Here is a 24,888-nt window from a genome sequence, read left to right as displayed (position 1 = left end):
TCGTGACCTGAGGTGATCGAGGGCTGCGGCGAGGCAGAGGACGCCGCTGAAGCTGGCGGCGGTCTTCTCGTAGCGCGTGGCGATGGCTCGCCACTCCTTAAGCCTTGCCCAGAGCCGCTCGACGATGTTGCGGTGGGTGTAGATCCACTCCGGACAGCGCGCGGGAGCCTCGTTGCGCTTGGACGGGATAGCGGGCTTTGCCCCGGCGTCCCGGACGTGTTGCCGGAAGCGATGACTGGAGTAGCCGCGATCCGCGACGACCCATCGCGGATCGCTCGGCAGTTGCTCAAGCAAGGGCAGCGCGTGCGGCAGTTCATGGGCCTGCCCCGGTGCGATCCGGAAGGCGATCGCGCGGCCTGCACCGTCGGCGATCACGCAGGCTTTGGACCCATACCCGCCACGCGATCGGCCAAGAGCCTCACGATCATCTCGCCCGGCTGCAGATCCGCCCTTTTCGCCGCCCCGGCCGCTTTCTGATGCGCACGCATGTTGGTGCCGTCGAGGAACACCATGCCCAGCCGAACGCCGCGCTCCTGCACGAGAGCACGCAGACGCTCCCAGCCCCCAGCGCGCGACCACCGGATGAAGATCTGCGCGGCCCACCACGGCCCGATCTCGTGCGGGATTGCACGCCACTTGGCGCCGTTCCGATGTCGCCGCAGGATTGCTGAGAGCGTGCGTTGGAGGTCTTGCGGTGGTGTCTTCGCCTTCGGCCGACACGCCTCAACCAGCGGCTCCAGAACAGCCCATGGCGCGTCGCTCAGCATCGTCTTTCCTCCCGGCGAGGGCACAAAACGCGTGCTATGCCAGATGGCTCAGGCGACGACAGACCCGAGATGCTCTGGTGCGAGGTTCGCCCTGCGGGGCTCGTTCCTCGCGCAGGCCGCGCAAGTGCGAGTTGCGTTAGCCCGGCTCCGATGCGATAGCCCGCGCAGGGTGCGCGGTCCGTCGTTCGGATCGGCAGGTTGAGCGCTGGTCGGGCCGCCAGCGCCGGAGACCCGTGCCCGTGTCGGCCCCTTCCCGCGCCGTTCCGCGGCCGCCGCGCCGCCGTCTGTCGGCGCTCCGCAACATGCTCGTCAGCGAGGCCGGCGGCGGCCTTGTCCTGATGGCCAGCGCCGCGCTGGCGCTGGCCGTCGCCAACTCGCCGCTCAAGGACGCCTACTTCGCAGCCCTCAAGGCCTATCTCGGCCCGCTCTCGGTCCTGCACTGGATCAACGACGCCCTGATGGCGGTGTTCTTCCTCCTCGTCGGGCTGGAGATCAAGCGCGAGGTGCTCGACGGACGTCTGCGCACCTGGCCCGACCGGGTGCTGCCCGGCCTGGCCGCGATCGGCGGCATGGCCGCGCCGGCCATCGTCTACACCGCGGTCAACTGGAACTCCCCCGAGACGCTGCGGGGGTGGGCCATCCCGGCCGCCACCGACATCGCCTTCGCGCTGGGCGTCCTGGCTCTCCTCGGGTCCCGGGTGCCGGTCTCACTCAAGATCTTCCTGACGGCGCTCGCCATCATCGACGACCTCGGGGCCGTGCTGATCATCGCGCTGTTCTACACCGCCGACCTGTCGCTCCCGATGCTGGGCGGGGCCGCGGCGACGCTCGCCGTGCTCTACGGCCTCAACAAGGCCGGCGTGGCACGCCTGTGGCCCTACCTGCTCCTCGGCATCCTCCTCTGGGTGTTCGTGCTCGCGTCGGGCGTCCACGCGACCATCGCCGGCGTGCTGCTGGCGCTGACCATCCCGTTGCGCCTCAGCGCCGGCAAGCCGGACGACCCGACCTCGCCGCTGCATATCCTGGAGCACGCGGTCCATCCGTGGTCGGCCTACCTCATCCTGCCGATCTTCGGCTTTGCCAACGCCGGCGTGTCGCTGGCGGGTATCACGCCGCACATGCTCTTCGACCCCGTGACGCTCGGCGTGGCGCTGGGCCTGTTCGTCGGCAAGCAGGTCGGGGTGTTCGGCCTCGTCTTCGCTGCCGTGAAGCTCGGGTTGGCACAGCGCCCGGCCAATGCAGGATGGTGGCAGGTCTACGGCGTCTCGCTCCTCTGCGGCGTCGGCTTCACCATGAGCCTGTTCATCGGCCTGCTCGCCTTCGCGCATGTCCCCGAGCTCGAGGCCGAGACCAAGGTCGGCGTGCTGCTCGGCTCGCTCGCCTGCATGGCCGCCGGGGCGCTGGTCCTGCGGCTCGCCCCGGCCCGACTGTCCCGCTGCTGAACCGGGACCGGCCGCGTTCCATCCTGCCGCGGTCACCTCTCCGACATCCGAGGACCAGGTGAGCATCATGCCCCGTCAGTTCCCGCGGCGCCGTCCCGGCGCCATCGAGGGCCGTCTGTCCGATCTCATACTCGCTCTGACCGGGGTCCTGCTCCTCGGGATGGGAATGCTGATGCTGCTGTCGTGGCTTTCGGATGGTGCCGAAGGCGCCGTGGCCGGGTACGGCATCGTGCGGGATTCCTGAGATCCAGCCCCTTCCGGCCCGACGACCGATGACGATGTTCACCGCGACACTGCGCGAACTCTACGAGGAGGACACCGGACGCGCGCACCGCTTCCGCTACGCCCTGCTCGTGTTCGACGTGGCGACCATCGCCTTCGTGGTCGTCACCTCGTTCCTGCCGCTGAGCCCCTGGATCGTCGCCTGCGACGTGGCGGTGGGTCTGTGCGTGCTCCTCGACTTCGCCGCCCGCCTGCGCATCAGCCGCGCACCGCTGCGCGAGTTCCGGCACCTGAGCACCTGGACGGACCTCGTGGCGGTGACCTCGTTCCTCGCCCCGTTGCTGGTCGAGAGCGTCGGCTTCCTGCGCATCCTGCGGACGCTGCGCATGCTGCGCACCTATCACCTGTTGGAGCGGCTGCGGCAGGATAGCGGGCTGTTCCGCCGCAACGAGGACGCGATCCTGGCCGCGACCAACCTCGTGGTCTTCGTCTTCGCGATGACCGGCATCGTCTACGCCACCCAGCACGGCTCCAACCCAGCCATACAGACACCGATCGACGCCCTGTACTTCACCGTGACGTCGCTCACGACGACGGGCTACGGCGACATCACCCTTCCGGGACCGACCGGCCGGCTGTTGTCGGTCTTCGTGATGATCTGCGGCGTGACGCTGTTCTTCCGCCTCGCGCAGGTGGTGTTCCGCCCCTACAAGGTCCGCTTTCCCTGCACCGCCTGTGGGCTGCAGCGCCACGAGCCGGACGCCGTGCACTGCAAGGCCTGCGGCAACATCCTGAACATCCCCGACGAGGGTGCGTACTAGCCGCCATCGGGTGCAGCGCCGCGGAGCCGGCAGTAGCGATCCTCCAGGTCGGCGAGGTCGGACGGGTCCGCCACGTCGCGGCGGGCGGCGGCGATGACGAGGCCGGCATGCCGGGCGAGGTCCGCCGCCCGATCCGGCCGCCTCTCGACCTCGGCGACGCGGGCGAGCACGTCGAGCATCCGGCCCAGGACGTGGACCGACCCGGCCGCGTTCTGCCGGATCATGTGGAACATGGCGTCGCACAGCCCGTCGTAGTCCGTGACGGGATGGATCAGCACGGTGCGACCCGCGCGCAGCACCACGCCGGTGGGCAGGTGCCGCGGCGCGATCCGGCACAGCGCGTCGCCGAGATGGTCGACGACGCTGCCGGCGGTGAACGGGTCGTTGATGCCGGGCGAGAGGGCGCGGACCGCGATCTCGACCAACTGCCGGACCGAGTATTCCGGATCCTGGAGCGCGGCGGGACGCCGCCCCAGCGTCACCGCGTCGAGAATGGCGGTCTCGGCGCCCTCGACTGGCGCGGACAGAACCGCGATCGGGAAACCGCTCGGCACGTAGTCGCCGGGCCGTACCCGCAGGGTGACCGAGATCCCGCGCTCGTGGGCCCAGTCGGCCAAGGCGTCCTCGTCGAGGGCCTGCACGTAGCCGCCGCCCGTCGCGGCCACGGCCCTTCCGGTCGGAGGATTGCCGGGACGGTCGGCCCCCGGCTCGTCCCGGGTATGGGTCGCGATAGCCTTGCAGAGGTCCTGCTGGACGGCGTCGACCACGGTCTCGATGTTGATGCTCGTGGCTATGTGGTGGACGAACCAGACCAGCGTGCCGACCGCAACCAGCGCGAGGACGAGGGCGCCGGTGATGGCGAGGTGCGGGACGAACGGGTCTTCCTCCACCGTCCGCACCGTGCGCAGGACCATCAGCGCGTAGGCGAAGGCACCGAGAAAGATGCCGAGGACGGTCTGGTTGCGGCCATCCCGGATGAAGTTACGCAGGAGTCGGGGGCCCATCTGACCGGAGGCCAGGGTCAGGGCGGCGATGGTGATGGAGAAGGTCGTCCCGGCAACCCCGATGTTCGAGGAGGCGATGGCGCTGAGCAGCGCCCGCGCGCCCTCGGCCCCGCCCGAATAGCCCCAGTTCGTGTCCGGCGAGGAGGGATCGAAGCCGGCGACGTGGGCCGTCTCCAGCCAGACACCGAACTGGGCGAGCAGGATGCAGCCGAGGACGACGAGGGCCGGGCGGAGCCAGAACAGGTCGCCGAGGATCTCCAGCCAGGCTTTGACGCGCGCGTTCATCGTTGCGGACCGATCCCTTTCGAGCCCGGCAACGACCGGCACGATGGGGCGTTCCGGAAGACCGCTGGCGGGAAGGACACGCCTTGATCTCGATCTTCGACCTCGCCGCGATGCTGCTGACGCTGTCGGCTCTGTTCGGCTGGCTGAACCGCCGCTTCCTGCGCATGCCGCACAGCATCGGCCTGCTCGTGATGGGGCTTCTCGCCTCGCTCGCCCTCGTGCTCGTCGACGTCGCCTTCCCGGCGCAACACCTCTACCAAGACCTCACCCGCGTCCTCGACCAGGTCGACTTCACCGGTGTCGTCATGAACGGCATGCTGGCCTTCCTGCTGTTCGCCGGCGCCCTGAACCTCGACCTCCGGGCGCTCCGGGAGCGGGCCATGGCGGTGGCGACCCTCGCGTTGCTCGGGACCGTCATCTCGAGCGCCTCGGTCGGTGCGGCCTTCTGGGCGGCGGGGCAGGCGCTCGGCAGCCCGGTGCCCCTCGCCTGGGCCCTGGTGTTCGGCGCGTTGATCAGCCCGACCGACCCCGTGGCGGTGCTGGCCACCCTGAAGAACGTGGAGGTGCCGGAAGCCCTCGAAGTCGAGATGCAGGGCGAGGCGCTGTTCAACGACGGCATCGGCATCGTGCTGTTCACGGTGCTCGTCGCCGTCGCGTCCGGCCGCGGTGGCGAGGCGATGAGCGCGGGCGGGGTGGCGACGCTGCTCCTCCACGAGGCCGGGGGCGGCGTGCTGCTGGGCATCGTGACCGGCTACGTCGCCTACCGAGCGATGAAGGCCATCGACGACTTCCCCGTGGAGGTGCTGATCACGCTGGCCCTCGTCACCGGGACCTACGCCATCGCGCAGAAGATCGGGGCGAGCGGCCCGCTCGCGGTTGTCGCCGCCGGGCTGCTGATCGGCGAGCGCGCGCCGCGCTACGCGATGAGCGACACCACCCAGAAGTACGTCTCGGCCCTGTGGACGCTCGTCGATGAGGTGCTCAACTCGGTCCTGTTCCTCCTGATCGGCCTCGAGGTGCTCGTCCTGCGTTTCCAGGTCTCCGGGCTGGCGCTGGCAGCCTGCGCAGTGCCCATCGTGCTCGTCGGGCGCCTCGTGGCGGTCACGACGCCTGTCCTCGCGTTCCGCTGGGGCGGCAACCTCTCGCTCGGCAACGTGCCGTTCCTGACCTGGGCGGGCGTGCGCGGCGGCATCTCGGTGGCGCTGGCGCTCTCGATCCCGGAGAGCGAGGCCAAGCCCGCCATCCTGGCGGCGACCTACGCCGTGGTGCTGTTCACCATCATCGTGCAGGGATCGACCCTCGGCCTCGTAGCACGGCGGACCCTCCGAGCGAGCTGACTGTGGCCGAATCTCTCTCCGTCGATGCGAGCTGGCGGACGGAACCCCGAGGGCTCGGTTGAGAAGCGTGACGTGCGGGCGACAACGTCGCTCAGATGCGCGGCCTGCCGGACGCAGAACGGTGGGATCCACCCCGAGCGGCCACCCGGCTCTCGATCCGCCGCCGCCGTAGGAACATATCCCGGTAGCCGGCCTTCAGGGCGCAACAGCCGGGAACTGCCTGCCTCGTTCAGTGTGCCGGCGAGCGCTCCGATGCGTCCGGCAAGCGCTTCTTCCTTCTGCGCTTGCTCACCTTCAACACCACGTCCGCGTTGTCCTCGGCGATGCGCTCGGCCAGCGCGAAATCGTGAAGTTCCGCGGTCGCACCGTCTCCGACGCGCGGCGCTTCGGTCAGGGCGTGGAACGCGGCGCGAACGATCTCCTTCTTCCTCGCCTCCGGATGCCGTTCACGGATCGCAGAACGGATCGCCTTCGGCGTCATCCCAGGGGTGGCGATCGCTCTCAGCGTCTCTGCGATCTCTCTGATCGATGCCATACCGCTTCCCTGCACCTCACCCTTCCGGCCGGGTCACAAACCCGCCAGCCGATGCGACGTTCCGATGACACGGTCACCCAGCCGGCTTCTCCGCGAGGCGCAGTGTTCACGCGGGCGTGAGGTCTTATCGCAGCGCCGGGTTCTTCCTGAGACCGGAACACGTCGGCGGCGTGCTCGGAATGCGGCGCGCCCTCTCTTCGGCGGCCTCTGTCAGCAAGGCGGGCGACGACGGGGCGCCAGCGCTGAGCGGTCAGGGTGCTCTCGACCCAACCCAGCCGCTAGGTTCGCAGTCGGCGCATCCCGAAAGCAGCCGTCCTGTCCTCGACTCAATTCGGCTCGCCAAGGATCCCCCGTGCCCCCCGGTTGATCTGCTGTAGGGACGCGCAACGCCACGAGACGGTGCCGATCGGCTCCTACGATCATCACCGGTGGATCTAGGACGCCGCCAGGGTATGGCGCACCTTTGGATGCCGTGCCGTGGCCGCCCGAAGGACCTTCCCGATCTCTTCGGCCGAGTAGGGCTTGCGCACGAACGCGAAGCCGTGTGTGTCGTCACGGGCCAGCACGTGGCTGTAGCCGGAGGTCAGCACCACCGGCATCTCCGGGTGGATCGCCCGCAGGCGCTTGGCCAACTCGACCCCACCCATCCCCGGCATCACGACGTCCGAGAACACCGCATCGAAGCGGAACGGCACGGCCTCGACCTCGGCGAGCGCCGCCTCCGCCGTCTGGGTCAGTACGGTGCCGTAGCCGAGGTCTTGTAGGATCTGCGTGCAGAACCGGCCGATCTCGACGTTGTCCTCGACGACCAGGATGCACTGGTTGGCCTGCTCCAGAGGCATTGCCTCCGGTTCGAGGACGGGTTCTCCCTCGTACGGCCTGGCTTCAGCCTGGGGCAGGTACAGGGTGAAGGTGCTGCCTCGCCCGACCACGCTGGCCACGTCCACGTCCCCGCCGGACTGCTTGGTGAAGCCGATGACCTGGCTCAAGCCGAGCCCGGTGCCCTTGCCGACCTCCTTCGTGGTGAAGAACGGCTCGAAGATCCGGGCGAGTTGCTCCTTCGCGATCCCCGAGCCGGTGTCGGAAACGGACACCGCCACGAAGGGCTTTGGCGAGCCCGCATGGCCGCGGATCGTGGGCTTGGGGCGTCCGCAGGCCATCTCGATGGTGAGCGTGCCCTCACCGTTCATGGCATCCCGCGCATTCACCGCGAGGTTCACCAGCGCGGTCTCGAACTGCACGGGGTCGGCGCGCACCGCGCAGTTGCCCTCGGCCAGGGTCGTCACGATCCGGATGCGGGCGCCGGTGAGGGAGTCGATCATCTGAGCGATGCCTCGGATGCGTTCGCGGGTATCGAACACCTCGGGCTTGAGCGCCTGGCGACGGGCGAAGGCGAGCAGTTGCGCCGTCAGCTTCGCGGCGCGGTCGACCGTGTCTGAGACGGCGTCGAGGTAGCGACGCCGTCGCTCCTCGGGCAGATCCGGCCTGCGCAGGAAGTCGGCCGACGAGCGGATGATGGTCAGCAAGTTGTTGAAATCGTGCGCCACACCTCCGGTGAGCTGGCCAATGGCCTCCATCTTCTGGGCCTGCACCAGCGCGTCCTGCGCGTCGGCGAGCTCCTGCGTGCGCTCGACGACGCGCCGCTCCAAGGCATCGTTCATTCCCTGCAGCGCTTCCCGCAATCGCCGCTCCGCGACCGCGCGTCGGTCGACGTTGCGCGCCATGCGTATGGCCAGCGCCGCCAGCCAAAGGGTCAGGACGGAAACGAGGAGCGCCGTGCCGGTCTCGGCCTCGATCAGGTCGGCGCGAACGGCGCTGAGCTGAACCCAGCCCAGGAACAACGGCGCCAACACGACGGCCGGAAGCAGGTGACGCGTCAGGGCACCCGCCTCGCCGGTGCCGAGCACCGGCGCGATCCAGGGAGAAGGTGGCCGGCTCGCCAGCGCGCCGACCGCGAGGATGCTCAGGGCGACCGCGGTCACGAGGGCCATGCGGGAGAACGGACCCTCCTGATGCAGGGCGCCGAGCCCGTACAAGTGACCGAGTGCCCCTACTGCCGCGATGACGAAGCCCACGAGGCTTACGAGGGTGCCAAGATCCCTAAGCCGGCGGCGAGACGCTTCCTTGAGAAGGAGACCGGTCGCGACCGCCACGATGCTGGCGGCCGTCGACAGGGCCATGCCGCTCCCGGGCTTGAGCGGGCCGAAGACAAGGCGCTGCACCCAGTCGTCGAGCCGGACCGGAAGCGGCAGGACGTACTGCAGGAGCCCTCCGATGCCGATCGCCGCAGCCGATGCGGCGGTCCATCGCCTCGACCGGCGCAGCAAACGAAATGCGCCGACGAACGTGCCAGACAGGATCGAGGTTGCGAGCAGTAGCGTGCCTACGGCGGTCAGGATGACCATCGGCGGCTGACCGGGAATGATGCGTCTTAGGATTGGAACGTCGAAGGCCCAGCCGGCCAACACCATCAGGGCGGTCGCGAAGCCGACGATGCCGCTTGCCCACGCGATCAAGTGAGCTTTGGAAGCGGACCCGGCTGGCTCCGCCGAAAGGTCCGGTCCGCGGCGGTGGCACTCAATCATTCCGCGTCGACCAAGCTGGGTTCGGTAATGTCTCCTGCTCGAGTCTCTCGCGTCGTTCGTCGCGGTTCCGCATCGTCACCAAGCTTGGCTATCGTGTCGGAAACCTGGCCCCTGCGAGGCCTGTGGCTCCCTCTCCCCCATGGACTGGAACGCACTAGCTGGTGCCCCGTTCGCGGGCTCAGCCGGTTCGGAAAGTCGGGCGACCGATAGAGAGTGCTCTTCCGCCTCGCCCAGGTCGTGTTCCGCCCCTACAAGGTGCGCTTCCCCTGCACCGCTTGCGGGCTGCAGCGTCGCGAGCAGGATGCTGTGTACTGCAAGGCGTGCGGCAACATCCTGAACATCCTCGAGGATGGGGCCTACTAACGGTCATAATCGGGCGCTCGATACCTGCGGCGAGACTCTGCTGGCGCCCCTTATACGACATGGCGGCTCGAGATCTTTCACACCGAAAGCCGACGTTCACTGCTTCGGTTTGATGCTGTCATGCTCGCAATTGGCCGCCTCAATCGCTGCACCATTGTCGAGGGCCCATGAGCAGAGCGCCTCGAAGGGCTGACGTAGTGAATGGCCAAGTGGCGTGATCGCATACTCGACGCCGATTGGAGCGGTCGGCAGCACTGTCCGGGTCACCAGACCGTTGCGTTCCAGCCGCTTCAGCGCGTCCGCTAGCGCCTTGTGCGTGATGCCATCGAGCCGCCGTTTGATCGCGTTGAACCGGGCCGGTCGCGGGCAAAGCACCGTGAGGATCAGGATCGTCCACTTGTCGGCGATCTTGTCCAACACCGGACGGACCCGCGCCATGTTGGCGAGCGCGCACTCGGACGCGGCATCGAGATCGGTATCGTCGACCATATCTAGGCTAACCTAAGTGCGTTCTTGATAGCAGATATACGTTCTGTATCTCTGAGGCCATCACGGATGAAGGGATGCCCTGATGGCCCGCATGGTGGACAAAGTTGCTCTCGTGGTCGGCGGGGCGAAGGGCATCGGCCTTGCGGTGGCCGAGCGGCTGGCGATCGAGGGCGCGTCGGTCGTCTTCACCGGGCGGCGCACCGACGAGGTCGAGGCCGCCGCTGCGAGGATCGGGAAAGGGGCGCGGGGTCTCGTCGCAGACGCAGCCCTACAGGAGGATCTGCACCGCGTCGTCGCGACGGTGCGGGAGACGCATGGCCGGATCGACGCGCTCGTCCTCAACGCGGGCATTTCGGAACCGGCGACCCTGCGCGACGGGACGCCGGAGCACTTTGACCGGCACTTTGCCGTCAACGTGCGTGGGGCCGTCTTCGGGCTACAGGCCGCTCTGGGGGTGATGGGGCAGGGTGGGTCCGTCGTTCTGATGGGATCGATCGCCGACGCCGCAGGCATCACGCCGTACGGGACCTATTGCGCGACAAAGGCGGCGCTACGTTCCTACGCACGCACATGGACAGCGGAACTAGCCCCACAGGGCATCCGCGTGAACGTTGTGGCCCCCGGCCCAACCGACACCGCCATGATGGCGAGCGTGCCGGAGGAGGGGCGGGCCAGGCTGATCGCGCCGATCCCGCTCGGCCGGATGGCCCGTCCTGAGGAGGTGGCAGCGGCCACGCTGTTCCTCCTTAGCGACGAGGCGAGCTTTGTCGCGGGAGCCGAACTGTGCGTCGATGGCGGGATGCGACAAGTCTAGCTTCCCCAACCCCGGTTTCAGCGTGTCCGCTTCGGCCAGTTTGCGTCCCCGAAGCGGATCGTCGCCAAACCGCCCGACTGAGACGCTCGCCCTCTCCCGCTGCAGCGGAATCCGGCGGCGCAGCCTCGCCGCTTTCGGGTATGGTGCGCCGTGGAGCGCGCGCGGCTCCCTTCGGCGGGAGGGGCCCGTGCGGCTTCGCGCCGATGTCGTTCGTGCCCGCCGCCCGATCCTGGAAGCGCCGCCGATGCCGAACCGAGTCCAGTCGGCCCTCCGCGCGGTCGCCGAGGTCGGCGTCGGCCTGTTGGCGGCGTGCAACCGGCTGCGCCTGCCCGGAACGGCCAACCCCTTCGTCGTCGGCGTTCACGAACCGATGCGCGCGGAGCTGACGCTGGAGAACCTGCCCGTCACCGGCGCGATCCCGCCCGGCCTCGACGGCCTCTACCTCAAGATGGGGGCCAACCCCGTCCGCCCGGCGACGCGGGGTCACGACTGGTTTCTCGGCGACGGCATGGTGCACGGTCTCGCGCTCGAGGGCGGCCGGGCGCTGTGGTATCGCAACCGCTGGATCAACTCGCGCACGGCCGCCACGGCGCTCGAGCGGCCAGCGGCGCCCGGGCCGCGGCGGGGCGGCAACGACACCGTCAACACCAACGTCGTCGAGATCGGCGGCCGGATCTTCGCGGTGGTGGAGGCCGGCAGCTTCCCCGTCGAGCTCGCGCGCACCCTGGAGGAGCAGCGCTACAACCCGTTCGACGGGACGCTGGCCGGCTCCTTCACCGGGCACCCGCACCGCGACCCGCTGACCGGCGAGACTCACGCCGTCGCGTATGACGGCCGCGTCTGGGAGAGCGTGCGCCACGTCGTCCTCGCACCGAGCGGGCAGGTCGTGCGCGACGTGCCGGTCGCGGTCGCGCACGGCCCCTGCATCCACGATTGCGCGATCACCGCGCGCTTCGTGATCGTGCTGGACCTGCCCGTCACGTTCTCGTTCCGGGCCCTGCTCGCCGGGTACCGCTTCCCGTTCCGCTGGAACCCCGACCACGGGGCCCGCGTGGGCCTCCTCCCCCGACAGGGCGAGGGCGCCGACATCCTCTGGTGCGCCGTCGAGCCCTGCTTCGTGTTCCACACCGCCAACGCCTACGACGACGCCGACGGGCGGGTGATCCTCGACGTCATCGCCTACGGGACAGTGTTCGCCTCGCCCGGGGGCGGGCTCGACACACCGGGCCGGCTCGAACGCTGGATCATCGATCCGTCGACGGGTCGGGTCGAGCGGCGCGTGACCGACCCCGCGGCGCAGGAATTCCCCCGCATCGATGAGCGGCGCCTCGGGCAGCGCCACCGCTACGTTTACACGGTCAGCGTCCCGGCCGACGGCAACACGCAGCTCGCCGGTGCGACGCAGCTCTACAAGCACGACCTCGAGACGGGCGAACGCCACGTGCACGACTTCGGCCCCGATCACGTCCCGGGGGAGTTCGTCTTCGTCCCGGCGCGGACCGGGTCCGGCGAGGACGAGGGCTGGCTCGTCGGGCTCGTCATCGACACCGCCCGCGACGCGACCGACTTCACCGTCCTCGACGCGCGCGCGTTCGACGCCCCGCCCGTGGCCCGGGTCCGCCTCGGACACCGGATCCCGCCGGGCTTCCACGGCAACTGGTTCCCGGCGCGCACCCCGGCTTGAGGGGCCGGGTGCGGTGCCGGGACCGGCCGCTGCCGGGCCCTCAGGCCGCGGCCGTCCGGCCGATCACCGCCGTCACCGGGTCGCCGGGACCTCCCGCGGGCTTGAGGACGCGTCTCTCGACGCGGGTGAAGCCGGCGCGCTGGAGGTACAGACCGACGAGCTGGGCATGTCCCGCGCCGTCGAGGGCTGTCCAGATGGCCACCGCCTTGGTCGGGAAGCAGCGGTTCGAGAAGCTGATCACCGCCGGGGCGCCGGGGCGCAGCACGCGCGCGATCTCGGACAGGACGGCCACGGGGCGCTGGAGATACTGGACCGAGACGCAGATCAGTGCGGCGTCGACGCAGGCCGTGTCGAGCGGCAGGCGCGGCTCGGCGTTGAGGTCCTGCACGAAATGCCGGGTCAGGCGCGGGTTGGCGGCGAGTTCGGCCGCGTTCAGGCCGTGGCCGGTGACGCTGGCATAACCGACCTCGTCCGGCAGGTGGCTGACCCAACTCGACATCAGGTCGAGGACGTCGCCGCCCGCCGGGACGATCTCCCTGTAGAGGTCGGTGACCGCCCCGATGGCGGCGGCATCGATATGGGTCACGAAGCGCGGCTGCGCGTAGAACGCGGGATCGGGATCGCGGTCGTGCTTGGCGAACGCCTCGGGGGGAAAGTCCGGCAGATCCTGCGTCATCGGCGAGCGCGCCTCCGGGTCGAACGGCGCGCCGGCTCCGACAGCCGGCGCCCAAACCGTGGATTGCGTGCGCCGTTAGAGAGAGCCCGGCCGCCCCTCGGCCAGGTGTCCACGTCGCCGCATCAGCGTCGGGGGTGCGGGCACGGACGGCGTCACGGGTCGGAGACGACGTTGCCGCCGCTTGTCCGGCCCGCTGGAGGGGCGCTCCTCATCACACCGGACCGGCCGTTGACGCCGTCGGAGATCGGCCGGCCGAACGCCGGAGCGCGGGCCGACAAGCCGCTTCGTCCGAGCCGTTCACGGGAAACGCGGCGCGAAGTTTCGGGATGAATAATCGCCGCTCGGCCCGGCATAAATCGCGCACTTTCTCAATGTACTTGTCATCGTCACATCGATGGCGTACAGATACAGCATCGATTTTTGGCCAGGTATCCGGCCGTATCGCCTCAACAGGGCGAGCGTTCTGCATCTCTCCCATTTTCGACATCCGGCGACCGGGCGCGTGTGATCCACGCGCCCGCCCTATCTATTTGCCTTCACTGATATGGAATACCTATGACCATCGGCACCGTTAAATGGTTCAACGACACCAAGGGCTTCGGCTTCATCCAGCCGGATGACGGCGGCAAGGACGTGTTCGTCCACATCTCGGCCGTCGAGCGCGCCGGCATGCAAGGCCTGAACGAGGGCCAGAAAGTCTCCTACGAGATGGAGACCGATCGGCGGACCGGCAAGCAGTCGGCCGGCAGCCTTCAGGCCGCCTGAGTCTCACGCGTCAGCCCCAGACGCCCGTCGAAGCCGTTCCCGTCGCGGAGCGGCTTCATCCATGTCCCGCCACCAGGGCCGACGTCCGGTGCGCCTGCGGAGAATTCGTGAAACCTTTGAAAACCGATCACCTCGTCGATCGTCTCGCAGAGACGGCCAGAGCGCGGCAGGCCACACTGGCCCGGTTCCGGGCGCGCCCCGCGGCCGACGATCCGGGCCTCCTCGCTCGGCAAGCCGCGCGGCACGCGGTCATCCAGGCGCGAGACCTCCGGGCAACCGAACGGGAAGCCGTTCGTCTGGCCGCCGCGGTCGAGCACGAGGCTGAGGTCCAGGCCGCGCGGGCCCGCGCCGCGGCCGAGTCCGACCGTCTGGCTGCCGAGAAGGCGGAGCAGCAGGTTGCCCGCGCTGCCGAACAGAAGGCTGCACGCGACGCACGGTTTGCGGCCCGCAAGGCGCGCGCACGCCGCTAGGCCGCACCCGGCCCGCACGCGCCATCACTCCGGAGGACGACCCATGTCTCACAAGTTCAAGATCGGCCAGCATGTCCGGCAGCTGGGGATCAGCTACGCGGGCAATAAGAGCACCGTCGACGGGCTCTTCGAGGTGATCCGCCTGACGCCGGACGACCGTTCCGGCGAGCCGACTTACCGTATCAAGTCCGCGAGCGGCGAGCGTGCCGTGCGGGAAGGCGAGCTCACGCCTGCCTGAATCGTCTCGGGCGGACGGGCCCGCGGACGACCGCGTGGCGTTCCGTGACGCGCGTCCGCCACGACGCATCGGCCCGGCTGAGGGCGTCCCCGGGCGGACCGAGCGAGGCCTTTGCGATCCATGACGACGAAGGACACCCACTCGGCCGACGCGGCGATGATCGAACCCAATCAGACGGCCTTCATCCTCAAGGTGACGCGGCCCGACGAGGCGGAGCTTTCGGGCCGGTTGGTCATGTTCTACGCGACGATCACCACCTCGGAGGACGAGGCGCTGGCGATCGTGCGCCGCGCGGTGAAGGCCGATGCTGCGGTAGAGCCGACGGGCGTCCGCCTCTCTCAGCAGACCGCCAGCGCCCTCGATCTGGAGGCGGGCCTCGCACGGGCCCTCTGACACGACGGCCACCTTGCCGCGCCGCGAGACCGCGCGAAGAAGCCGCAGCGCCCCCATCGTAGCCCGCAACGTCTTCCAGTTGCACCGATCCCCCGATCCGCGACCGCGGCCGGCCGGGATCACGCTCGCGTTGGACCTCTGGGCAGGACGGCGCGTTGTGGCAGGCGGCGATGAGGTAAGGACGTCTGCCATGAACATCGAACGCTTCGCGGAAACCGAGACGACGCTCGCCGTCGCGGACCGCCTCTGGCGCGCCGAGATGCGTCGTGTCTTCGGACCCGACGCAGTTCTGCTCCACGGCTATGGCGCGGAGCGGCAGGGTGCACCGGGCACGCGGTTGCGCACGGCCTTCGAGGCGAGACGGAGCGCGATTGCGGCGTGGCGGCACGCGCGGCGCCCGACGGCCTGAGCCACCCGCCCGCCGGGTCAGGGCGCCGCCTGGCCCCCCGTCGCCGACGCTCCCGCCGAGCGCCCGGCTTGCGCCGGAAAGCCGCCCGCCCTGGCGCACAGCACCCGCCCCTCGCATCTCCGCCATCAGCCACATCCCCGCCGCACGACGGCAATCGAGGACAGACCGATCGCGAGCAAAGCACGAGTCTGCGGCGGCCCGAGCCAGGGCGTCCCGCGGACCCCCGAGCGCACCGTCCCCGGCCGGTCATGCGGTTCCTGCACGATGTGCTGCCGTGTTCTGGCGATCCCGGCCCTCGACAAGCCGGCAGGGGTCGTGTGCCGGCACAACACCGGAACGGGCTGCGAGATCTACCGCGAACGCCCGGAGGCCTGCGCCCGGTGGTACTGCCTCTGGCGCAAGATCGACGCCCTCCCGGACGCGCTCAGGCCCGATCGATCAGGCGTGATGTTCTCGCTCGATATCCGCTCGCCCGCGGCTGATACGGCGGATGGGGCCTGCATCGTCGGGCGCGCACGTGAGGGTATGCGCGCTTTCGACCGGCCGGACGTGATCGAGGCGTTCGCCATGTTCGTTCGCGAGGGCTCCTGGCCCGTGTGGAAGGCGACCGAACATGTCACGACCCTGGTGCATCCGGGTCCGCAGATCTCCCCGCCCTGACCGACGGCGGTGCGGTCCAGGGCGGGTGCCGGGACGCGCCGTGACTCGGCAGGCGCGCGGGCGCCCGGCCCTCGTCCCGGCGGGCCGCGGAGCGTCCCCCTATCGATGGGCGTGGTGACCGACGCAGGCCCGGGCCTTGACCCGGACAGCCGGACGCTTCGGCCAGCATACCGCGGCGGCCTGCCGGAAACTTCGATTATCAGCGGGCCCGTATTTTTAAGCTCAGGTGGCGCCGCGATGTGCTATGTATCCGCACGGGACGGCATTCGCCGCCCGCACAGGAGATTCCGATGACCATCATCCGGTGGCTGATCTCCAGAACGATTCACTTTTTCCTTGGCAGCGCGCAAGAGCGCAGGTCCGATGCGATCGCCAAGCGAAAGGAAGCCGGGACCTTCGAGGGGGCATCGGCGAGCAAGGGCCGGGATTTCGAAGCCAATTACGCCGCGGCAGCTCAGCTTCTCAGAACGCGGATCGATCGGGAATTTCCCGACGCCTACTACGCGCGGCTGAGTTCCGGGAGAAACAGCTCCTACGATTACGGGCAGGATCGCGCGCTCGCCATCGACACCATGTCGATCGCCATAGCGATGGCGTTGCGGAACGGCGCGACCGTTCCGCAGGCGGCCGCCGCCGGGGCGGCGAGCATCGGCATCTGACGGGCGACGCGGGGCATCCGTGCCTCGAAGGACGAGGGCGCGATTCCGCGGGCGTTCGGCCGGCGGCGGCGCGTCACGCCGTCGTGGCCTCTGCCAAGGTGCGCGTCCGCTCGATCATCGCGGGGCGGACCGTGTGAAGGCTGCTCGCGCGAGCGGGAGCCGGCCCGCGTCTCGCACGGGAGTTCGGCGCGGAGGCCGTCGAGGACCGCTGTCCGTCGCTCCGGACCGTCGTCGCGCAGGATGAAGCGCTGCGGGCTATCCTGAGCGGCCGCGAGCTCGGCCGGGTCCGCCCGGACGATGAGCGCTCGCAGCGCGTCCAAGCACGTCTCACGATCGATCATCGCACAGCGATCAGGGAGCTAGAGGCTGTTATGGACCTGGGGCGGGTCTGTGCTCAGATGAGCGGGGATGAGCGCTCCCCGCAAGCCGTATCCGTCCGACGTTTCCGATGAGGAGTGGGCGCTGGTTGCGCCCTACCTGACGCTGCTGCGTGAAGATGCCGGTCAGCGTGAGCATGCGTTGCGCGAGGTGTTCAACGGCCTGCGCTACGTGGTGCGAAGCGGCTGCCCGTGGCGGCTGATGCCGCATGATCTGCCGCCCTGGTTTGCCGTGTATCAGCAGGCCCAGCGTTGGCTGGCTGCCGGCTGTTTCGAGCAACTGGCCGAGGATCTGCGCGCGGTGCTGCGCACGGCGTCGGGTCGCGCGCCGGAGCCGACGGCGGCTGTGCTCGACAGCCGGACTTTGCGCTCCTCGCCCGAGAGCGGCGAGCGGGCCGGCTACGATGGGGCCAAGCGCAAGAAGGGCTCGAAGCTGCACATGGCGGTGGACACCCTCGGCCATCTCCTGGCGCTGCACGTCACGCCCGCCGATGCCGATGATCGCGCTCAGGTCGGCCGGCTGGCCAAGGCCGTGCAGGCGGCCACCGGCGAGAGCGTCGAGGTCGCCTTCGTCGATCAGGGCTACACGGGCGAGAAGCCGGCCACAGCCGCCCGCGAGCATGGCATCGCACTGGAGGTGGTGAAGCTGCCCGAGGCTAAGCGCGGCTTCGTGCTGCTCCCACGCCGTTGGGTCGTGGAGCGCTCCTTTGCCTGGGCCACCCGCTTCCGCAGGCTCGTCAAAGATTACGAGCGCTATGCCAGCACCCTGGCAGACCTGCACCTCGTCGCTTTCGTCTGCCTCATGCTCAGACAGGCCGCTCAAATGGCCACAGGTTCATAACAGCCTCTAGCGGCAGAGACGATTTCGGTATCAGGCCCTCGACGCGCAGCTTCAATCGCGTAGCTCTGATTGTCTCGATGGACCGCCACGAAATATTCCGGGCCAAGCCCTCGGTTTCCAGATCGGTGAGTTGATCGATCAGCCGGCCGCTCTCGAGGAGGCCGGGTCGCTGCGCCATACGGACGACCAACCGGGCCAGCTTCCGCATCACCGGGCATGGCCGGGGTTGGCCGGGCTCTACCACCCGGCTTGGCCGTGACGAGCGAGCATCGCCCTCAGGCCTTCCGGGGCGGCCTCATGGCCGCCGCGACGGAGCCCTTGACCGAGGGCGCCGAGGCATTGGTCTTGGGCACAGGCTTCTTCGGCTTCTTGACTTCGCGATTTCCGCGCTTCTGTTCCGCTGCCATGATCTCGCTCCTCGATACGATGACGGACCGGACGGAGTTGTCTTCACCGTTCGGGCGTCGGCTGATCTGGGAGCAACCGGATTGCGGTCGCGATCGGGGTCTCGAAGGCGCCGAAGACGGCAACGAGGCGGTCGCTTGCCCAGAGTTCGGTATGATGCCCCGCGATCAGACCCGCTAGCTGCCGCTTGGCATCGCCGTCGTTGCGCGCTGTGATGACGCAAGTCGTGAGCACGCCACCGGTCGGGGCGAGCCGATGGACCTGATAGGCGCGGCGCGCGTGTCGTGAGCGGGGCCGGGCGGGAAAGGTGATGAGGTCTGCCACGCGCGCCTGTCCGTTGCAGGCGGGGGCATGGACCCTCAGCCACCGGAGCCTGGATCAACCGATCCGGTGATGTCGGCACTCTGCGCTTTCATGACGGACAAAGATAGTCCTGACCCGGGGGCGCCCCCGCGGCCCGCCGGGATCGGCTTCTTCGTCGGCCTGGGGCGGAGCTTGCCGCGATCGACCGGGCAGCGGGCCCGGCGCGCGGCGCGACAGGTCCGCTCGGGACCTGCGGCCAGGGTCCGTCAGACGCGCGGGATCGGCGCGAGAGCGCCGATCGGCCGCGATCGAAGCGATCGGTTGCGCGATCCGGCAGGGACGATGCAGCCGACGGACCGGCAGGCCTCAGGGTCTGGCACCGGTCGCCCGCGCGTGCTCCAGGAAGAAGCGGATCATCTCCTGGCTCGCGTCCGGGCCGCGCGGGTCGGTGAACGAGCCGGCCGGGCTGCCGCCCGACCAGGCGTGCCCGGCTCCGTGCACGACCCACTGCTCCACGACGGCGCGGCCGGACGCGTCCGTCCGGACGGTGCGGGTGTAGTCCACTCCGTCCGGTGTCCGGCCCTGGGTCGCGGATGTGCGGAGCTCCGGATCGGAAGGCCCCTGCGCGGTCACGCGATCGCCGTTGGCCGCGTGCACGGTGCGGTCGCGGTCACCGTGGAACACGATCAGCGGCACGGCGTGTCGCTCCCCCGTCGCGGGCGCGCCGACGCCCTTCATGGCCGCGAAGGCCGAGGGCACGTCCCGCGCGGAACCGCAGGCCAGGCCGGAATGGACGCCGATCGCCGCGAACAAATCGGGGTGGGTCATCGCCAGGATCGCGGCGGCGGCCCCGCCTGCCGACAGGCCTGCCGCGTAGACGCGCCTGTCATCGGCCGAGAACTCCGCGATCACCTGCCGGACGATGCCGGCGATCAGGGCGGGCTCGCCGCCCTCCCGCTGCTGGTCACCGGGCTCGTACCAGTTCCAGCACCGCTGCATGTTGGCCGAACGCGGCTGCTCCGGATAGACCACGAGGACGCCGCGCGCCTCGGCGACCGCGTTCATCCGCGTGCCTGCGGCGAAGTCGTCCGGGTTCTGCGTGCAGCCGTGCAGCATCACCACGACGGGCAGCGCCTGGCCGGTGTAGCCGCTCGGTACGTAGACCTTGTAGTTCCGGGTCCCGGCCGCGCCGGTGAAGGTGCGGGCCTCGAAGCGTGCCCCCTCCGGAAGCCCGGCCGGGGCCGGCGTCGCGCCGCTCCGCCCGTCGCGATCCGGGTCCACGCCGGCCTTCGCCAGCGCCTCCTGGATGGTGCGCATCACGTTGCCGGCGATGTCGCCTCCGAGTTCGGCGTGGGGATGCCGGCCCGAACGACTTCCAGTTGTCTCCGGCGCGACCCAGGCTTCGCCGGGAGCGGAGGGCGCGACCATGTCGAGGATGTCGGCCGCGTCCGCGGTCCGCACCTCCGCGGCGCTCCGACCCGCCTCCGACCACAGTTTGAACGCCGCGGCCTGCCGCTCGTGAAGCTTGGCCATCGCCTCCGCCGCACGGGCGGCACGGGCCGGGTCGACCTTCGGGAATGCGAAGCGCGCGAAGGCGGTCTTCGTGGTGTGATCCATCGGACAGGTCCTGGGTAAGGGAGAGCGGGCGCGGCGGAATCTCCAGTCGCGTCGGCGGGAAGACGTCAGGTCGTCCGGTCGGCGAGCGCGGCCTTGACCGCGGGACTGGCCTGGAAGGCGCCGAGCACCTCGACCGAGGCGATGGCGGCGCGCGCCAGTTCGGGCGTGACGTCGAGGGCGATGCTGGCCAGCCCGAGCACCTGGATATGCAGCGGCGCGCCCGCGTCGCGCGCCGCCTCGAGCGCTTGCTTCGTGTAGTGCGACAGGCCGAGGCTGAGCTGTTTCCGGCTGACGGACTGCCTGACAGCCTCGCCCTGGCGCTCGATCTGATTGCGCACGGCGGTTCGAATGAAATCGGCACGGTTGGCGTAGAAGCCGTCGCGGACCATCAGGTCGATGTGGCCGAGGTCGACGAACCCGAGGTTGAGCGTGATCTTCTCGCTGTCCGGCAGCTTGGGTCGCAGATCGTGCACCTTATCCGCCATTCTATCCATCCCTGGACCATCCCGTTGGATGGTCTGAAGATGGTAAGCGCGCGCGGCGGCGCAAGGGGGGGCGTTGCGCGCCCGTCTCGGATGGGCGGGATCATGCCCCTTCACAGGCCGTTCGCCGGGTCTTTCACGAAGCGCCGGGCGGCGCGCCCAGGGACCCGAACGGGCTCACGTCGGATCGAGCCGGGCCGTCTCGACGGCACCTGGCGGCGCGCGGTCCGACCCGATCTCGGATCGGGAGGAGTGGTCAAGTCCGGTGCCTGCCCTTGGTCGGCGCGGCCTCGTCCCACTCGCGGTCCCGCTCCGCCAGCAGAGCGGCACGACGGGTCGCCATTGCCGCGGCGTCGCCCGCCGGTGCAGCCCCGGCCTCCTCCAGGGGGCGCGGAGGGCCCGGATCGGAGGCTCGAGCAAGGCGGGTGAGCGCGGCGACGACGTGGTCCACGTCATCGGATGTCACGGCGCCTGTCCGGAGGAGCCAGAGACGCGAGCACGTAGCTATGTCCGCACAGGACCCGTCCTCGAAGCGGAGCGCCGCGATCTGACCCGCCGCGAGGGGCAGGCATCCGGCTGACAGCCCGCGCAGCCGGTCGAGCCTCCGCGCCCGCGTCGCCTCGTGGGTGTGCGTCTCCCGGGCGCGCGGGAGCCAGCGCGCCAGCGTGTCGAGGATGAAGTGTCGGACGCGCTCGACCCGGACGGGGCCGAACTTTCTGATCGCGGCGATCGCGACCGGTGAAGACTGGGCCAGATGACCGAGATCGGGGAATCCGGCCTTGCGCAGGCGGGCTCGCAAGGACGCCGTCAGCAAGCCGCGCCCGAAGCCCTCGGCCGACAGACGCTGAATCGTGTCTGGGGAAAGGTCATCGAAGAGGGGGAGGCGCGCGCCGACCTCGGCCATGAGATCGTCGGACCGGACGGCGCGGAGGGATCGGTCGGGCATCGTCGCGGCCGATAGGGCACTTGCAGGGTGTCCGCAACGGCCGGTCACCGCGGGCCTGGAGTTCGCCCGGTCGCCGCGCCCCGGCTCGGCACAGGCCCGGCCGACAGCCGCTGACGCGCGTCGAGGCGCCTGATCTTGAGACAACGACCCGACGCGACCTTGAGAACGGCAGAGCGTGGCGAACATCTCCGCGTCGGGCCCGCGCTTCGGAACAGTCTTCACGCCGGAGCACGCTCGGCGAAGCCTAGAGGCGTGCATCGAAACGGATGGTCGATCGTGGGCGTCGCTAGCTGCGCGCGGGCGGCCCTACCCCGTTCGTCGCCGCAGAACCCGTCCGATCCGCCTACGATTTCACCGCGGTCAGCTCGTGGAGAACGCAGTCGATCGCCCGGATGAGCTGCTCACTGGCGCGAACGACGGCAGGATCCCGCGATAGAGCGACGACAGCTTGCTGCAGCGCCCGAAACTGATCGAGTCGAATGGCCGGATCGACGCCTCGTGCCACGGCCGACTGTACGAGGCCGCGGACGAATTCGAGCGCCAATTGCTCGTCGAACCCCTGCAAATTCTGGATCTCTACCTCTCAACCACGACATCTTTAACACCGTCCGGATGAGAAGAGATCCGCGCGGCGCCGGTTTGCCGGAACCAGCGCCTGACCGCACGGAATCAGCGGGCCAAGGCGGCCTCCGCGATCTTGACGGCCGATTGCGCGTCCGCGGCGACGGCATCCGCGCCCACGAAGCTGGCGCAGGCAGGCTCGCGCACGAACAGCGGACCACCCACGATGACGCGCAAGTCCCGGTTGCACGACGCGGCGCGCAACTTCGCCACGGACTCCGCCATCACGGGCAGGAGGACGTCGCACGACAGCGAGATGCCGACCAGATCGAATTGTTCGGCTCGAACCAGGCTGGCGGGATCCTCGTCCGCTCCGTCGGTCAGGACCACGTGCCACCCCGCCTCGCGGAAGAAGCTCGCCACGAGCGCGAGACTGAAGAGATGGGCCTCGCCGGGACAGGGCATCAGCAGGACCCGGCGCCCGTTCGCCGTCACGTCCACGCCCTCCAGATCCGCACACAGGGCGCGGGTCAGGTTCTGAAGACGACCGAGCGCGACCGCCACGTCGAGGAAATCCGCGGCATCGTCTTCCCACAGCGCGCCCAGATACCGCGCCGCGGGTGCGAACAGGTCGAGCAGCAGCGCATCGAGCGAGAGCCCCTCTTCCAGAATCGCGCGGACCCACGCGCCGTGCGAGTCGCCCGCCATCAGCGCCCGAGCGAGAGCGGCGACGCGGTCAGGCATCGGCGATCTCGTCGTCGATGCACGCGACGGCGGATCCGCCTGATGCGCGAGCGTGAGACGCGGCAGGATCTCGTCCTCGACGATCCGGGCGAGGCCGGCCTGGATGACGGCCGCGTTGCGTGCGGCCGCTCCGCGCGCGGACCGAGTCTGTCGGTCGGCGCAGGCGTGCGCGACACCGATCCCAGCCATCTCAGGCATTGGCCCCCCCGCCGACACGGCACTATAGGTTTTGATCGAGCGATAGGCAACTCGAATGCTGAACTATAATTCCACACGCTCGAGAAGCGCTCCGGCTGCGGCCTGACGGGACTCCTGCTCGACGATGCCGTGGCCGACTTTTCAGATCGGTGCCGGCACAGAACTGCCGCCTCGAGTGCAGGTTCCCGTCGGGCCCGCGACGCGACGGGAGCCGTCCGCGACGCTCGGCGGCAACGGGAGATAGACGCCGCCGCGTGTCTCCGCGCGTTCGACTCCGCGCGGAGACACGCGGCTTCCGTTCCCCGGGTTAAGGGCCGGGCGAGGCGAGGAACCCTTCGGACACGCCACAGCGGCCCGCACCGGTCTGAGGTGAGGCGCGGCGGCGGAGCAGGTCCAGAGCGCGCTGCGCATCGTGGGCACGGCTTCCGAGGTCGATCCTGTTCCGCACCGCCGGTCACCCCGCACCGCAGCGACTGATCCAGGTGAGTGCCCAGGGGCCGCCGCTGTGCGAGCGTCGACAATGGCGAGCAGGACGACCGGGCCCCGGTGGCCGCGTGATGTGCGCTGCTATGTCAGTCGGCGGAGAGCCCGATGCCGAGATACTTCATCGTCACATCCGATCGCATCACGGTCAGGGACGACGAAGGGGTACAACTGTCCGGTCGGGACGCGCTGCGAGATACCCTTCGCCGGTTGCTGACCGACATCCTGCGCGATGAGGGGTATCGCACCGAGGTGAACGCGTTCACCGCCCGAGCCTACGACGAAGCGGGCAAGCTCGTGATGAGCGCGAGCGCCAACTTCTCGGCGACAGATCTGTAGGTCACTTGGCCGTTCCACGGCGATGCGCTCGAACGCGCCCTGGTCGCGAAGTCGGATCGACGTGTCGCGAGGCAAGGGTGCGGCGATTGCCGCATCGCGGATGACGGCGGCCCTTCCGCGCTCGGCCGGTCGCAGGAAGACCCCAGGGCAGAGCTGCGCAAGCTCATCGCCGCGGCAATTCCGGTCGCCCCGGCCGCCGACCGAGCCAGAGAGAATCCGGGGTTCTGTGGCTCAAGATGCCGTCATCGACTGCCGCCATCACGGTCCGAACGATCGTGAGACGAGACTTGCCCGAAAAGTCCGTGCGCAGCGCTCCGAGAAGCGCCGCCGTGCGATGATCGTCGACAAGGCCGGCGGCGGGCCCATCTCTGGAGCGCCTCAATCACGCGCCGCTTCGACGCTGGCACGATCGACCACGGCTCGCAGCGCTTCGCCACCCTCCATGGCAAACCAAGCCCGCAACATGTCCGTCATCTCGGGCGTATCGCCGGGTCGGCCACGGAACAGGTCGGCGCAGCGGGCCAGCTCGCGCGACACGAAGATTTCCAGGAAGGCAGCGCCGCGGGTTCTCGCGAGTTCGGCGAGAGCGTCCTCCAGAACGCGCCGCATCATCTCGCCGACCAGGGCCGAGATGTAGACGGCCTCCGCACTGCCCTGTTCGGGCTCGTTCAAGCGACGCTCCGATCTGCCCAGCCGCAACCCTGAACCTGGCAGACGATAAAGGCGGGTCCCGAGGCCGAAGCCTCGGGTTCTGTTGCTAGGCGTACCCACGCCCCGGAAGATTACGCCGCGAGGCGCATCTCCATGCCGACGTTGTCGTTGGCATTTAGAGTTTTGGTCAGGTGCTCGGAACGGGGGTTGCCCGCGCCGAACCGGTCGAGTCCTTACCGAAAGCCGCATCTTACCCTGCCGAGGCAGGACAGAACTCGCGATCCCTTTACCGCCCAGTCGAACCTGTTTCACCCCCAGCAGAA

The 24,888-nt window shown here is 69.4% G+C and carries 28 protein-coding genes and 2 pseudogenes; 16 read left to right on the top strand and 14 right to left on the bottom strand.

Annotation, left to right across the window (positions count from 1 at the left end; translation table 11 throughout):
- Positions 1-6: 6 nt before the first annotated feature.
- A pseudogene (locus tag J3A75_RS33720) lies at positions 7-767 on the bottom strand (IS5 family transposase); the annotation flags it as partial.
- A gap of 239 nt (positions 768-1,006) precedes the next feature.
- Between J3A75_RS33720 and nhaA the strand changes: the two are divergent.
- The 3 genes from nhaA to J3A75_RS33705 are packed head-to-tail and all read left to right on the top strand — an operon-like array spanning position 1,007 to position 3,252.
- Complete coding sequence (nhaA, locus tag J3A75_RS33715; protein WP_053621289.1) at positions 1,007-2,209, top strand: Na+/H+ antiporter NhaA; 1,203 nt, start codon at positions 1,007-1,009, stop codon at positions 2,207-2,209.
- 58 nt (positions 2,210-2,267) lie between these two features.
- Positions 2,268-2,453 carry a hypothetical protein gene (locus J3A75_RS33710; protein WP_043342450.1) on the top strand — a complete coding sequence of 62 codons (186 nt, stop codon included), beginning with the start codon at positions 2,268-2,270 and terminating at the stop codon, positions 2,451-2,453.
- Positions 2,454-2,481: 28 nt separating this feature from the next.
- Positions 2,482-3,252, top strand: coding sequence for a potassium channel family protein (locus J3A75_RS33705; protein WP_209651214.1), 771 nt, complete (start codon positions 2,482-2,484; stop codon positions 3,250-3,252).
- On the opposite strand, the gene J3A75_RS33700 is transcribed toward J3A75_RS33705, so the two are convergent.
- The gene (locus J3A75_RS33700; RefSeq protein ID WP_012329770.1) at positions 3,249-4,541 is read right to left on the bottom strand and encodes a DUF2254 domain-containing protein; all 1,293 of its coding nucleotides are present in this window, start codon (positions 4,539-4,541) and stop codon (positions 3,249-3,251) included. The two genes, J3A75_RS33705 and J3A75_RS33700, sit on opposite strands and share 4 nt — an antisense overlap.
- Positions 4,542-4,624: 83 nt before the next feature.
- Between J3A75_RS33700 and J3A75_RS33695 the strand changes: the two genes are divergently transcribed.
- Positions 4,625-5,878 carry a cation:proton antiporter gene (locus J3A75_RS33695; RefSeq protein ID WP_029358992.1) on the top strand — a complete coding sequence of 418 codons (1,254 nt, stop codon included), beginning with the start codon at positions 4,625-4,627 and terminating at the stop codon, positions 5,876-5,878.
- 229 nt (positions 5,879-6,107) lie between these two features.
- Here the strand turns inward: J3A75_RS33695 and J3A75_RS33690 are convergent, their stop codons facing one another.
- Positions 6,108-6,413 carry a hypothetical protein gene (locus J3A75_RS33690; RefSeq protein WP_024827237.1) on the bottom strand — a complete coding sequence of 102 codons (306 nt, stop codon included), beginning with the start codon at positions 6,411-6,413 and terminating at the stop codon, positions 6,108-6,110.
- Between the two features lie 434 nt (positions 6,414-6,847).
- Positions 6,848-8,884 (bottom strand): ATP-binding protein, encoded by a 2,037-nt coding sequence (locus tag J3A75_RS33685; protein ID WP_312897012.1) that lies wholly within the window; start codon positions 8,882-8,884, stop codon positions 6,848-6,850.
- A 327-nt stretch (positions 8,885-9,211) separates the two neighbouring features.
- Here J3A75_RS33685 and J3A75_RS33680 point away from each other — a divergent pair.
- Positions 9,212-9,361 (top strand): annotated as a pseudogene (locus J3A75_RS33680) (ion transporter); the annotation flags it as partial.
- 96 nt (positions 9,362-9,457) lie between these two features.
- Here the strand turns inward: J3A75_RS33680 and J3A75_RS33675 are convergent.
- A complete protein-coding gene (locus J3A75_RS33675; RefSeq protein ID WP_024827238.1) occupies positions 9,458-9,850 on the bottom strand; it encodes a winged helix-turn-helix transcriptional regulator in 393 nt (130 codons plus the stop codon).
- Positions 9,851-9,932: 82 nt separating this feature from the next.
- Here J3A75_RS33675 and J3A75_RS33670 point away from each other — a divergent pair, with 82 nt between their 5' ends.
- Positions 9,933-10,664 carry an SDR family NAD(P)-dependent oxidoreductase gene (locus J3A75_RS33670; RefSeq protein ID WP_059408515.1) on the top strand — a complete coding sequence of 244 codons (732 nt, stop codon included), beginning with the start codon at positions 9,933-9,935 and terminating at the stop codon, positions 10,662-10,664.
- 244 nt (positions 10,665-10,908) lie between these two features.
- Positions 10,909-12,348 (top strand): carotenoid oxygenase family protein, encoded by a 1,440-nt coding sequence (locus J3A75_RS33665; RefSeq protein ID WP_059408514.1) that lies wholly within the window; start codon positions 10,909-10,911, stop codon positions 12,346-12,348.
- Between the two features lie 40 nt (positions 12,349-12,388).
- Here the strand turns inward: J3A75_RS33665 and J3A75_RS33660 are convergent, their stop codons facing one another.
- On the bottom strand, positions 12,389-13,024 hold the full coding sequence (locus J3A75_RS33660; protein WP_012329764.1) for a class I SAM-dependent methyltransferase: 636 nt from the start codon (positions 13,022-13,024) through the stop codon (positions 12,389-12,391).
- A gap of 555 nt (positions 13,025-13,579) precedes the next feature.
- Between J3A75_RS33660 and J3A75_RS33655 the strand changes: the two genes are divergently transcribed.
- The 8 genes from J3A75_RS33655 (at position 13,580) to J3A75_RS33620 (ending at position 17,836) form a co-directional block, all read left to right on the top strand.
- Complete coding sequence (locus J3A75_RS33655) at positions 13,580-13,789, top strand: cold-shock protein (RefSeq protein WP_012329763.1); 210 nt, start codon at positions 13,580-13,582, stop codon at positions 13,787-13,789.
- A gap of 107 nt (positions 13,790-13,896) precedes the next feature.
- A complete protein-coding gene (locus J3A75_RS36810; protein WP_409518692.1) occupies positions 13,897-14,259 on the top strand; it encodes a DUF6481 family protein in 363 nt (120 codons plus the stop codon).
- 43 nt (positions 14,260-14,302) lie between these two features.
- Positions 14,303-14,497: a hypothetical protein gene (locus tag J3A75_RS33645; RefSeq protein WP_012329762.1), complete on the top strand. Its 195-nt coding sequence runs from the start codon at positions 14,303-14,305 to the stop codon at positions 14,495-14,497.
- 120 nt (positions 14,498-14,617) lie between these two features.
- Positions 14,618-14,890, top strand: a complete 273-nt coding sequence (locus tag J3A75_RS33640) for a hypothetical protein (RefSeq protein ID WP_012329761.1) — start codon at positions 14,618-14,620, stop codon at positions 14,888-14,890.
- A 190-nt stretch (positions 14,891-15,080) separates the two neighbouring features.
- A complete protein-coding gene (locus tag J3A75_RS33635; protein WP_012329760.1) occupies positions 15,081-15,299 on the top strand; it encodes a hypothetical protein in 219 nt (72 codons plus the stop codon).
- A 315-nt stretch (positions 15,300-15,614) separates the two neighbouring features.
- Entirely contained in the window at positions 15,615-15,959 is a 345-nt protein-coding gene (locus tag J3A75_RS33630) for a hypothetical protein (protein ID WP_024827244.1), read from the top strand.
- Positions 15,960-16,249: 290 nt separating this feature from the next.
- The gene (locus tag J3A75_RS33625; protein WP_012329758.1) at positions 16,250-16,618 is read left to right on the top strand and encodes a hypothetical protein; all 369 of its coding nucleotides are present in this window, start codon (positions 16,250-16,252) and stop codon (positions 16,616-16,618) included.
- 408 nt (positions 16,619-17,026) lie between these two features.
- Complete coding sequence (locus J3A75_RS33620; protein ID WP_209650163.1) at positions 17,027-17,836, top strand: IS5 family transposase; 810 nt, start codon at positions 17,027-17,029, stop codon at positions 17,834-17,836.
- Positions 17,837-18,111: 275 nt separating this feature from the next.
- Here the strand turns inward: J3A75_RS33620 and J3A75_RS37150 are convergent, their stop codons facing one another.
- From J3A75_RS37150 to J3A75_RS33590, 7 genes are all read right to left on the bottom strand, one after another.
- A complete protein-coding gene (locus tag J3A75_RS37150) occupies positions 18,112-18,243 on the bottom strand; it encodes a hypothetical protein (RefSeq protein WP_012329757.1) in 132 nt (43 codons plus the stop codon).
- A 43-nt stretch (positions 18,244-18,286) separates the two neighbouring features.
- Positions 18,287-18,565 (bottom strand): hypothetical protein, encoded by a 279-nt coding sequence (locus J3A75_RS33615; protein ID WP_182179692.1) that lies wholly within the window; start codon positions 18,563-18,565, stop codon positions 18,287-18,289.
- Positions 18,566-18,910: 345 nt separating this feature from the next.
- Positions 18,911-20,161 (bottom strand): alpha/beta hydrolase family esterase, encoded by a 1,251-nt coding sequence (locus tag J3A75_RS33610; RefSeq protein WP_029358998.1) that lies wholly within the window; start codon positions 20,159-20,161, stop codon positions 18,911-18,913.
- A gap of 65 nt (positions 20,162-20,226) precedes the next feature.
- The gene (locus tag J3A75_RS33605) at positions 20,227-20,646 is read right to left on the bottom strand and encodes a CopG family transcriptional regulator (RefSeq protein WP_012329754.1); all 420 of its coding nucleotides are present in this window, start codon (positions 20,644-20,646) and stop codon (positions 20,227-20,229) included.
- A gap of 253 nt (positions 20,647-20,899) precedes the next feature.
- The gene (locus J3A75_RS33600) at positions 20,900-21,589 is read right to left on the bottom strand and encodes a hypothetical protein (RefSeq protein WP_209651213.1); all 690 of its coding nucleotides are present in this window, start codon (positions 21,587-21,589) and stop codon (positions 20,900-20,902) included.
- A gap of 343 nt (positions 21,590-21,932) precedes the next feature.
- Positions 21,933-22,154, bottom strand: a complete 222-nt coding sequence (locus tag J3A75_RS33595) for a hypothetical protein (RefSeq protein ID WP_024827250.1) — start codon at positions 22,152-22,154, stop codon at positions 21,933-21,935.
- Between the two features lie 104 nt (positions 22,155-22,258).
- Complete coding sequence (locus J3A75_RS33590) at positions 22,259-23,083, bottom strand: B12-binding domain-containing protein (RefSeq protein ID WP_234742211.1); 825 nt, start codon at positions 23,081-23,083, stop codon at positions 22,259-22,261.
- Between the two features lie 600 nt (positions 23,084-23,683).
- On the opposite strand from J3A75_RS33590, the gene J3A75_RS33585 reads away from it, so the two are divergent.
- Positions 23,684-23,914: a DUF6894 family protein gene (locus J3A75_RS33585; RefSeq protein ID WP_012329751.1), complete on the top strand. Its 231-nt coding sequence runs from the start codon at positions 23,684-23,686 to the stop codon at positions 23,912-23,914.
- A 378-nt stretch (positions 23,915-24,292) separates the two neighbouring features.
- Here the strand turns inward: J3A75_RS33585 and J3A75_RS33580 are convergent, their stop codons facing one another.
- A complete protein-coding gene (locus tag J3A75_RS33580) occupies positions 24,293-24,586 on the bottom strand; it encodes a hypothetical protein (protein ID WP_209651212.1) in 294 nt (97 codons plus the stop codon).
- Between the last annotated feature and the right edge of the window lie 302 nt (positions 24,587-24,888).

The organism is Methylobacterium sp. PvP105 (genome assembly GCF_017876975.1).
GTDB lineage: Bacteria > Pseudomonadota > Alphaproteobacteria > Rhizobiales > Beijerinckiaceae > Methylobacterium > Methylobacterium radiotolerans.
Note: the sequence above shows the minus strand (reverse complement) of the source record. Positions and strands in the feature narration are given on the sequence as shown.

Coding starts and splice junctions, on each gene's coding strand:
- J3A75_RS33685 (WP_312897012.1), bottom strand. CDS start 8,884: ATGGTGTTGGCCGGCTGGGCCTTCGACGTTCCAATCCTAAGACGCATC.
- J3A75_RS33705 (WP_209651214.1), top strand. CDS start 2,482: ATGACGATGTTCACCGCGACACTGCGCGAACTCTACGAGGAGGACACC.
- J3A75_RS33600 (WP_209651213.1), bottom strand. CDS start 21,589: ATGCCCGACCGATCCCTCCGCGCCGTCCGGTCCGACGATCTCATGGCC.
- J3A75_RS33585 (WP_012329751.1), top strand. CDS start 23,684: ATGCCGAGATACTTCATCGTCACATCCGATCGCATCACGGTCAGGGAC.
- J3A75_RS33655 (WP_012329763.1), top strand. CDS start 13,580: ATGACCATCGGCACCGTTAAATGGTTCAACGACACCAAGGGCTTCGGC.
- J3A75_RS33640 (WP_012329761.1), top strand. CDS start 14,618: ATGACGACGAAGGACACCCACTCGGCCGACGCGGCGATGATCGAACCC.
- J3A75_RS33700 (WP_012329770.1), bottom strand. CDS start 4,541: ATGAACGCGCGCGTCAAAGCCTGGCTGGAGATCCTCGGCGACCTGTTC.
- J3A75_RS33670 (WP_059408515.1), top strand. CDS start 9,933: ATGGCCCGCATGGTGGACAAAGTTGCTCTCGTGGTCGGCGGGGCGAAG.
- J3A75_RS33635 (WP_012329760.1), top strand. CDS start 15,081: ATGAACATCGAACGCTTCGCGGAAACCGAGACGACGCTCGCCGTCGCG.
- J3A75_RS33610 (WP_029358998.1), bottom strand. CDS start 20,161: ATGGATCACACCACGAAGACCGCCTTCGCGCGCTTCGCATTCCCGAAG.
- J3A75_RS33675 (WP_024827238.1), bottom strand. CDS start 9,850: ATGGTCGACGATACCGATCTCGATGCCGCGTCCGAGTGCGCGCTCGCC.
- J3A75_RS33645 (WP_012329762.1), top strand. CDS start 14,303: ATGTCTCACAAGTTCAAGATCGGCCAGCATGTCCGGCAGCTGGGGATC.
- J3A75_RS33620 (WP_209650163.1), top strand. CDS start 17,027: ATGAGCGCTCCCCGCAAGCCGTATCCGTCCGACGTTTCCGATGAGGAG.
- J3A75_RS33590 (WP_234742211.1), bottom strand. CDS start 23,083: ATGGCTGGGATCGGTGTCGCGCACGCCTGCGCCGACCGACAGACTCGG.
- J3A75_RS33605 (WP_012329754.1), bottom strand. CDS start 20,646: ATGGCGGATAAGGTGCACGATCTGCGACCCAAGCTGCCGGACAGCGAG.
- J3A75_RS37150 (WP_012329757.1), bottom strand. CDS start 18,243: ATGGCAGCGGAACAGAAGCGCGGAAATCGCGAAGTCAAGAAGCCGAAG.
- J3A75_RS33690 (WP_024827237.1), bottom strand. CDS start 6,413: ATGGCATCGATCAGAGAGATCGCAGAGACGCTGAGAGCGATCGCCACC.
- J3A75_RS33660 (WP_012329764.1), bottom strand. CDS start 13,024: ATGACGCAGGATCTGCCGGACTTTCCCCCCGAGGCGTTCGCCAAGCAC.
- J3A75_RS33665 (WP_059408514.1), top strand. CDS start 10,909: ATGCCGAACCGAGTCCAGTCGGCCCTCCGCGCGGTCGCCGAGGTCGGC.
- J3A75_RS33625 (WP_012329758.1), top strand. CDS start 16,250: ATGACCATCATCCGGTGGCTGATCTCCAGAACGATTCACTTTTTCCTT.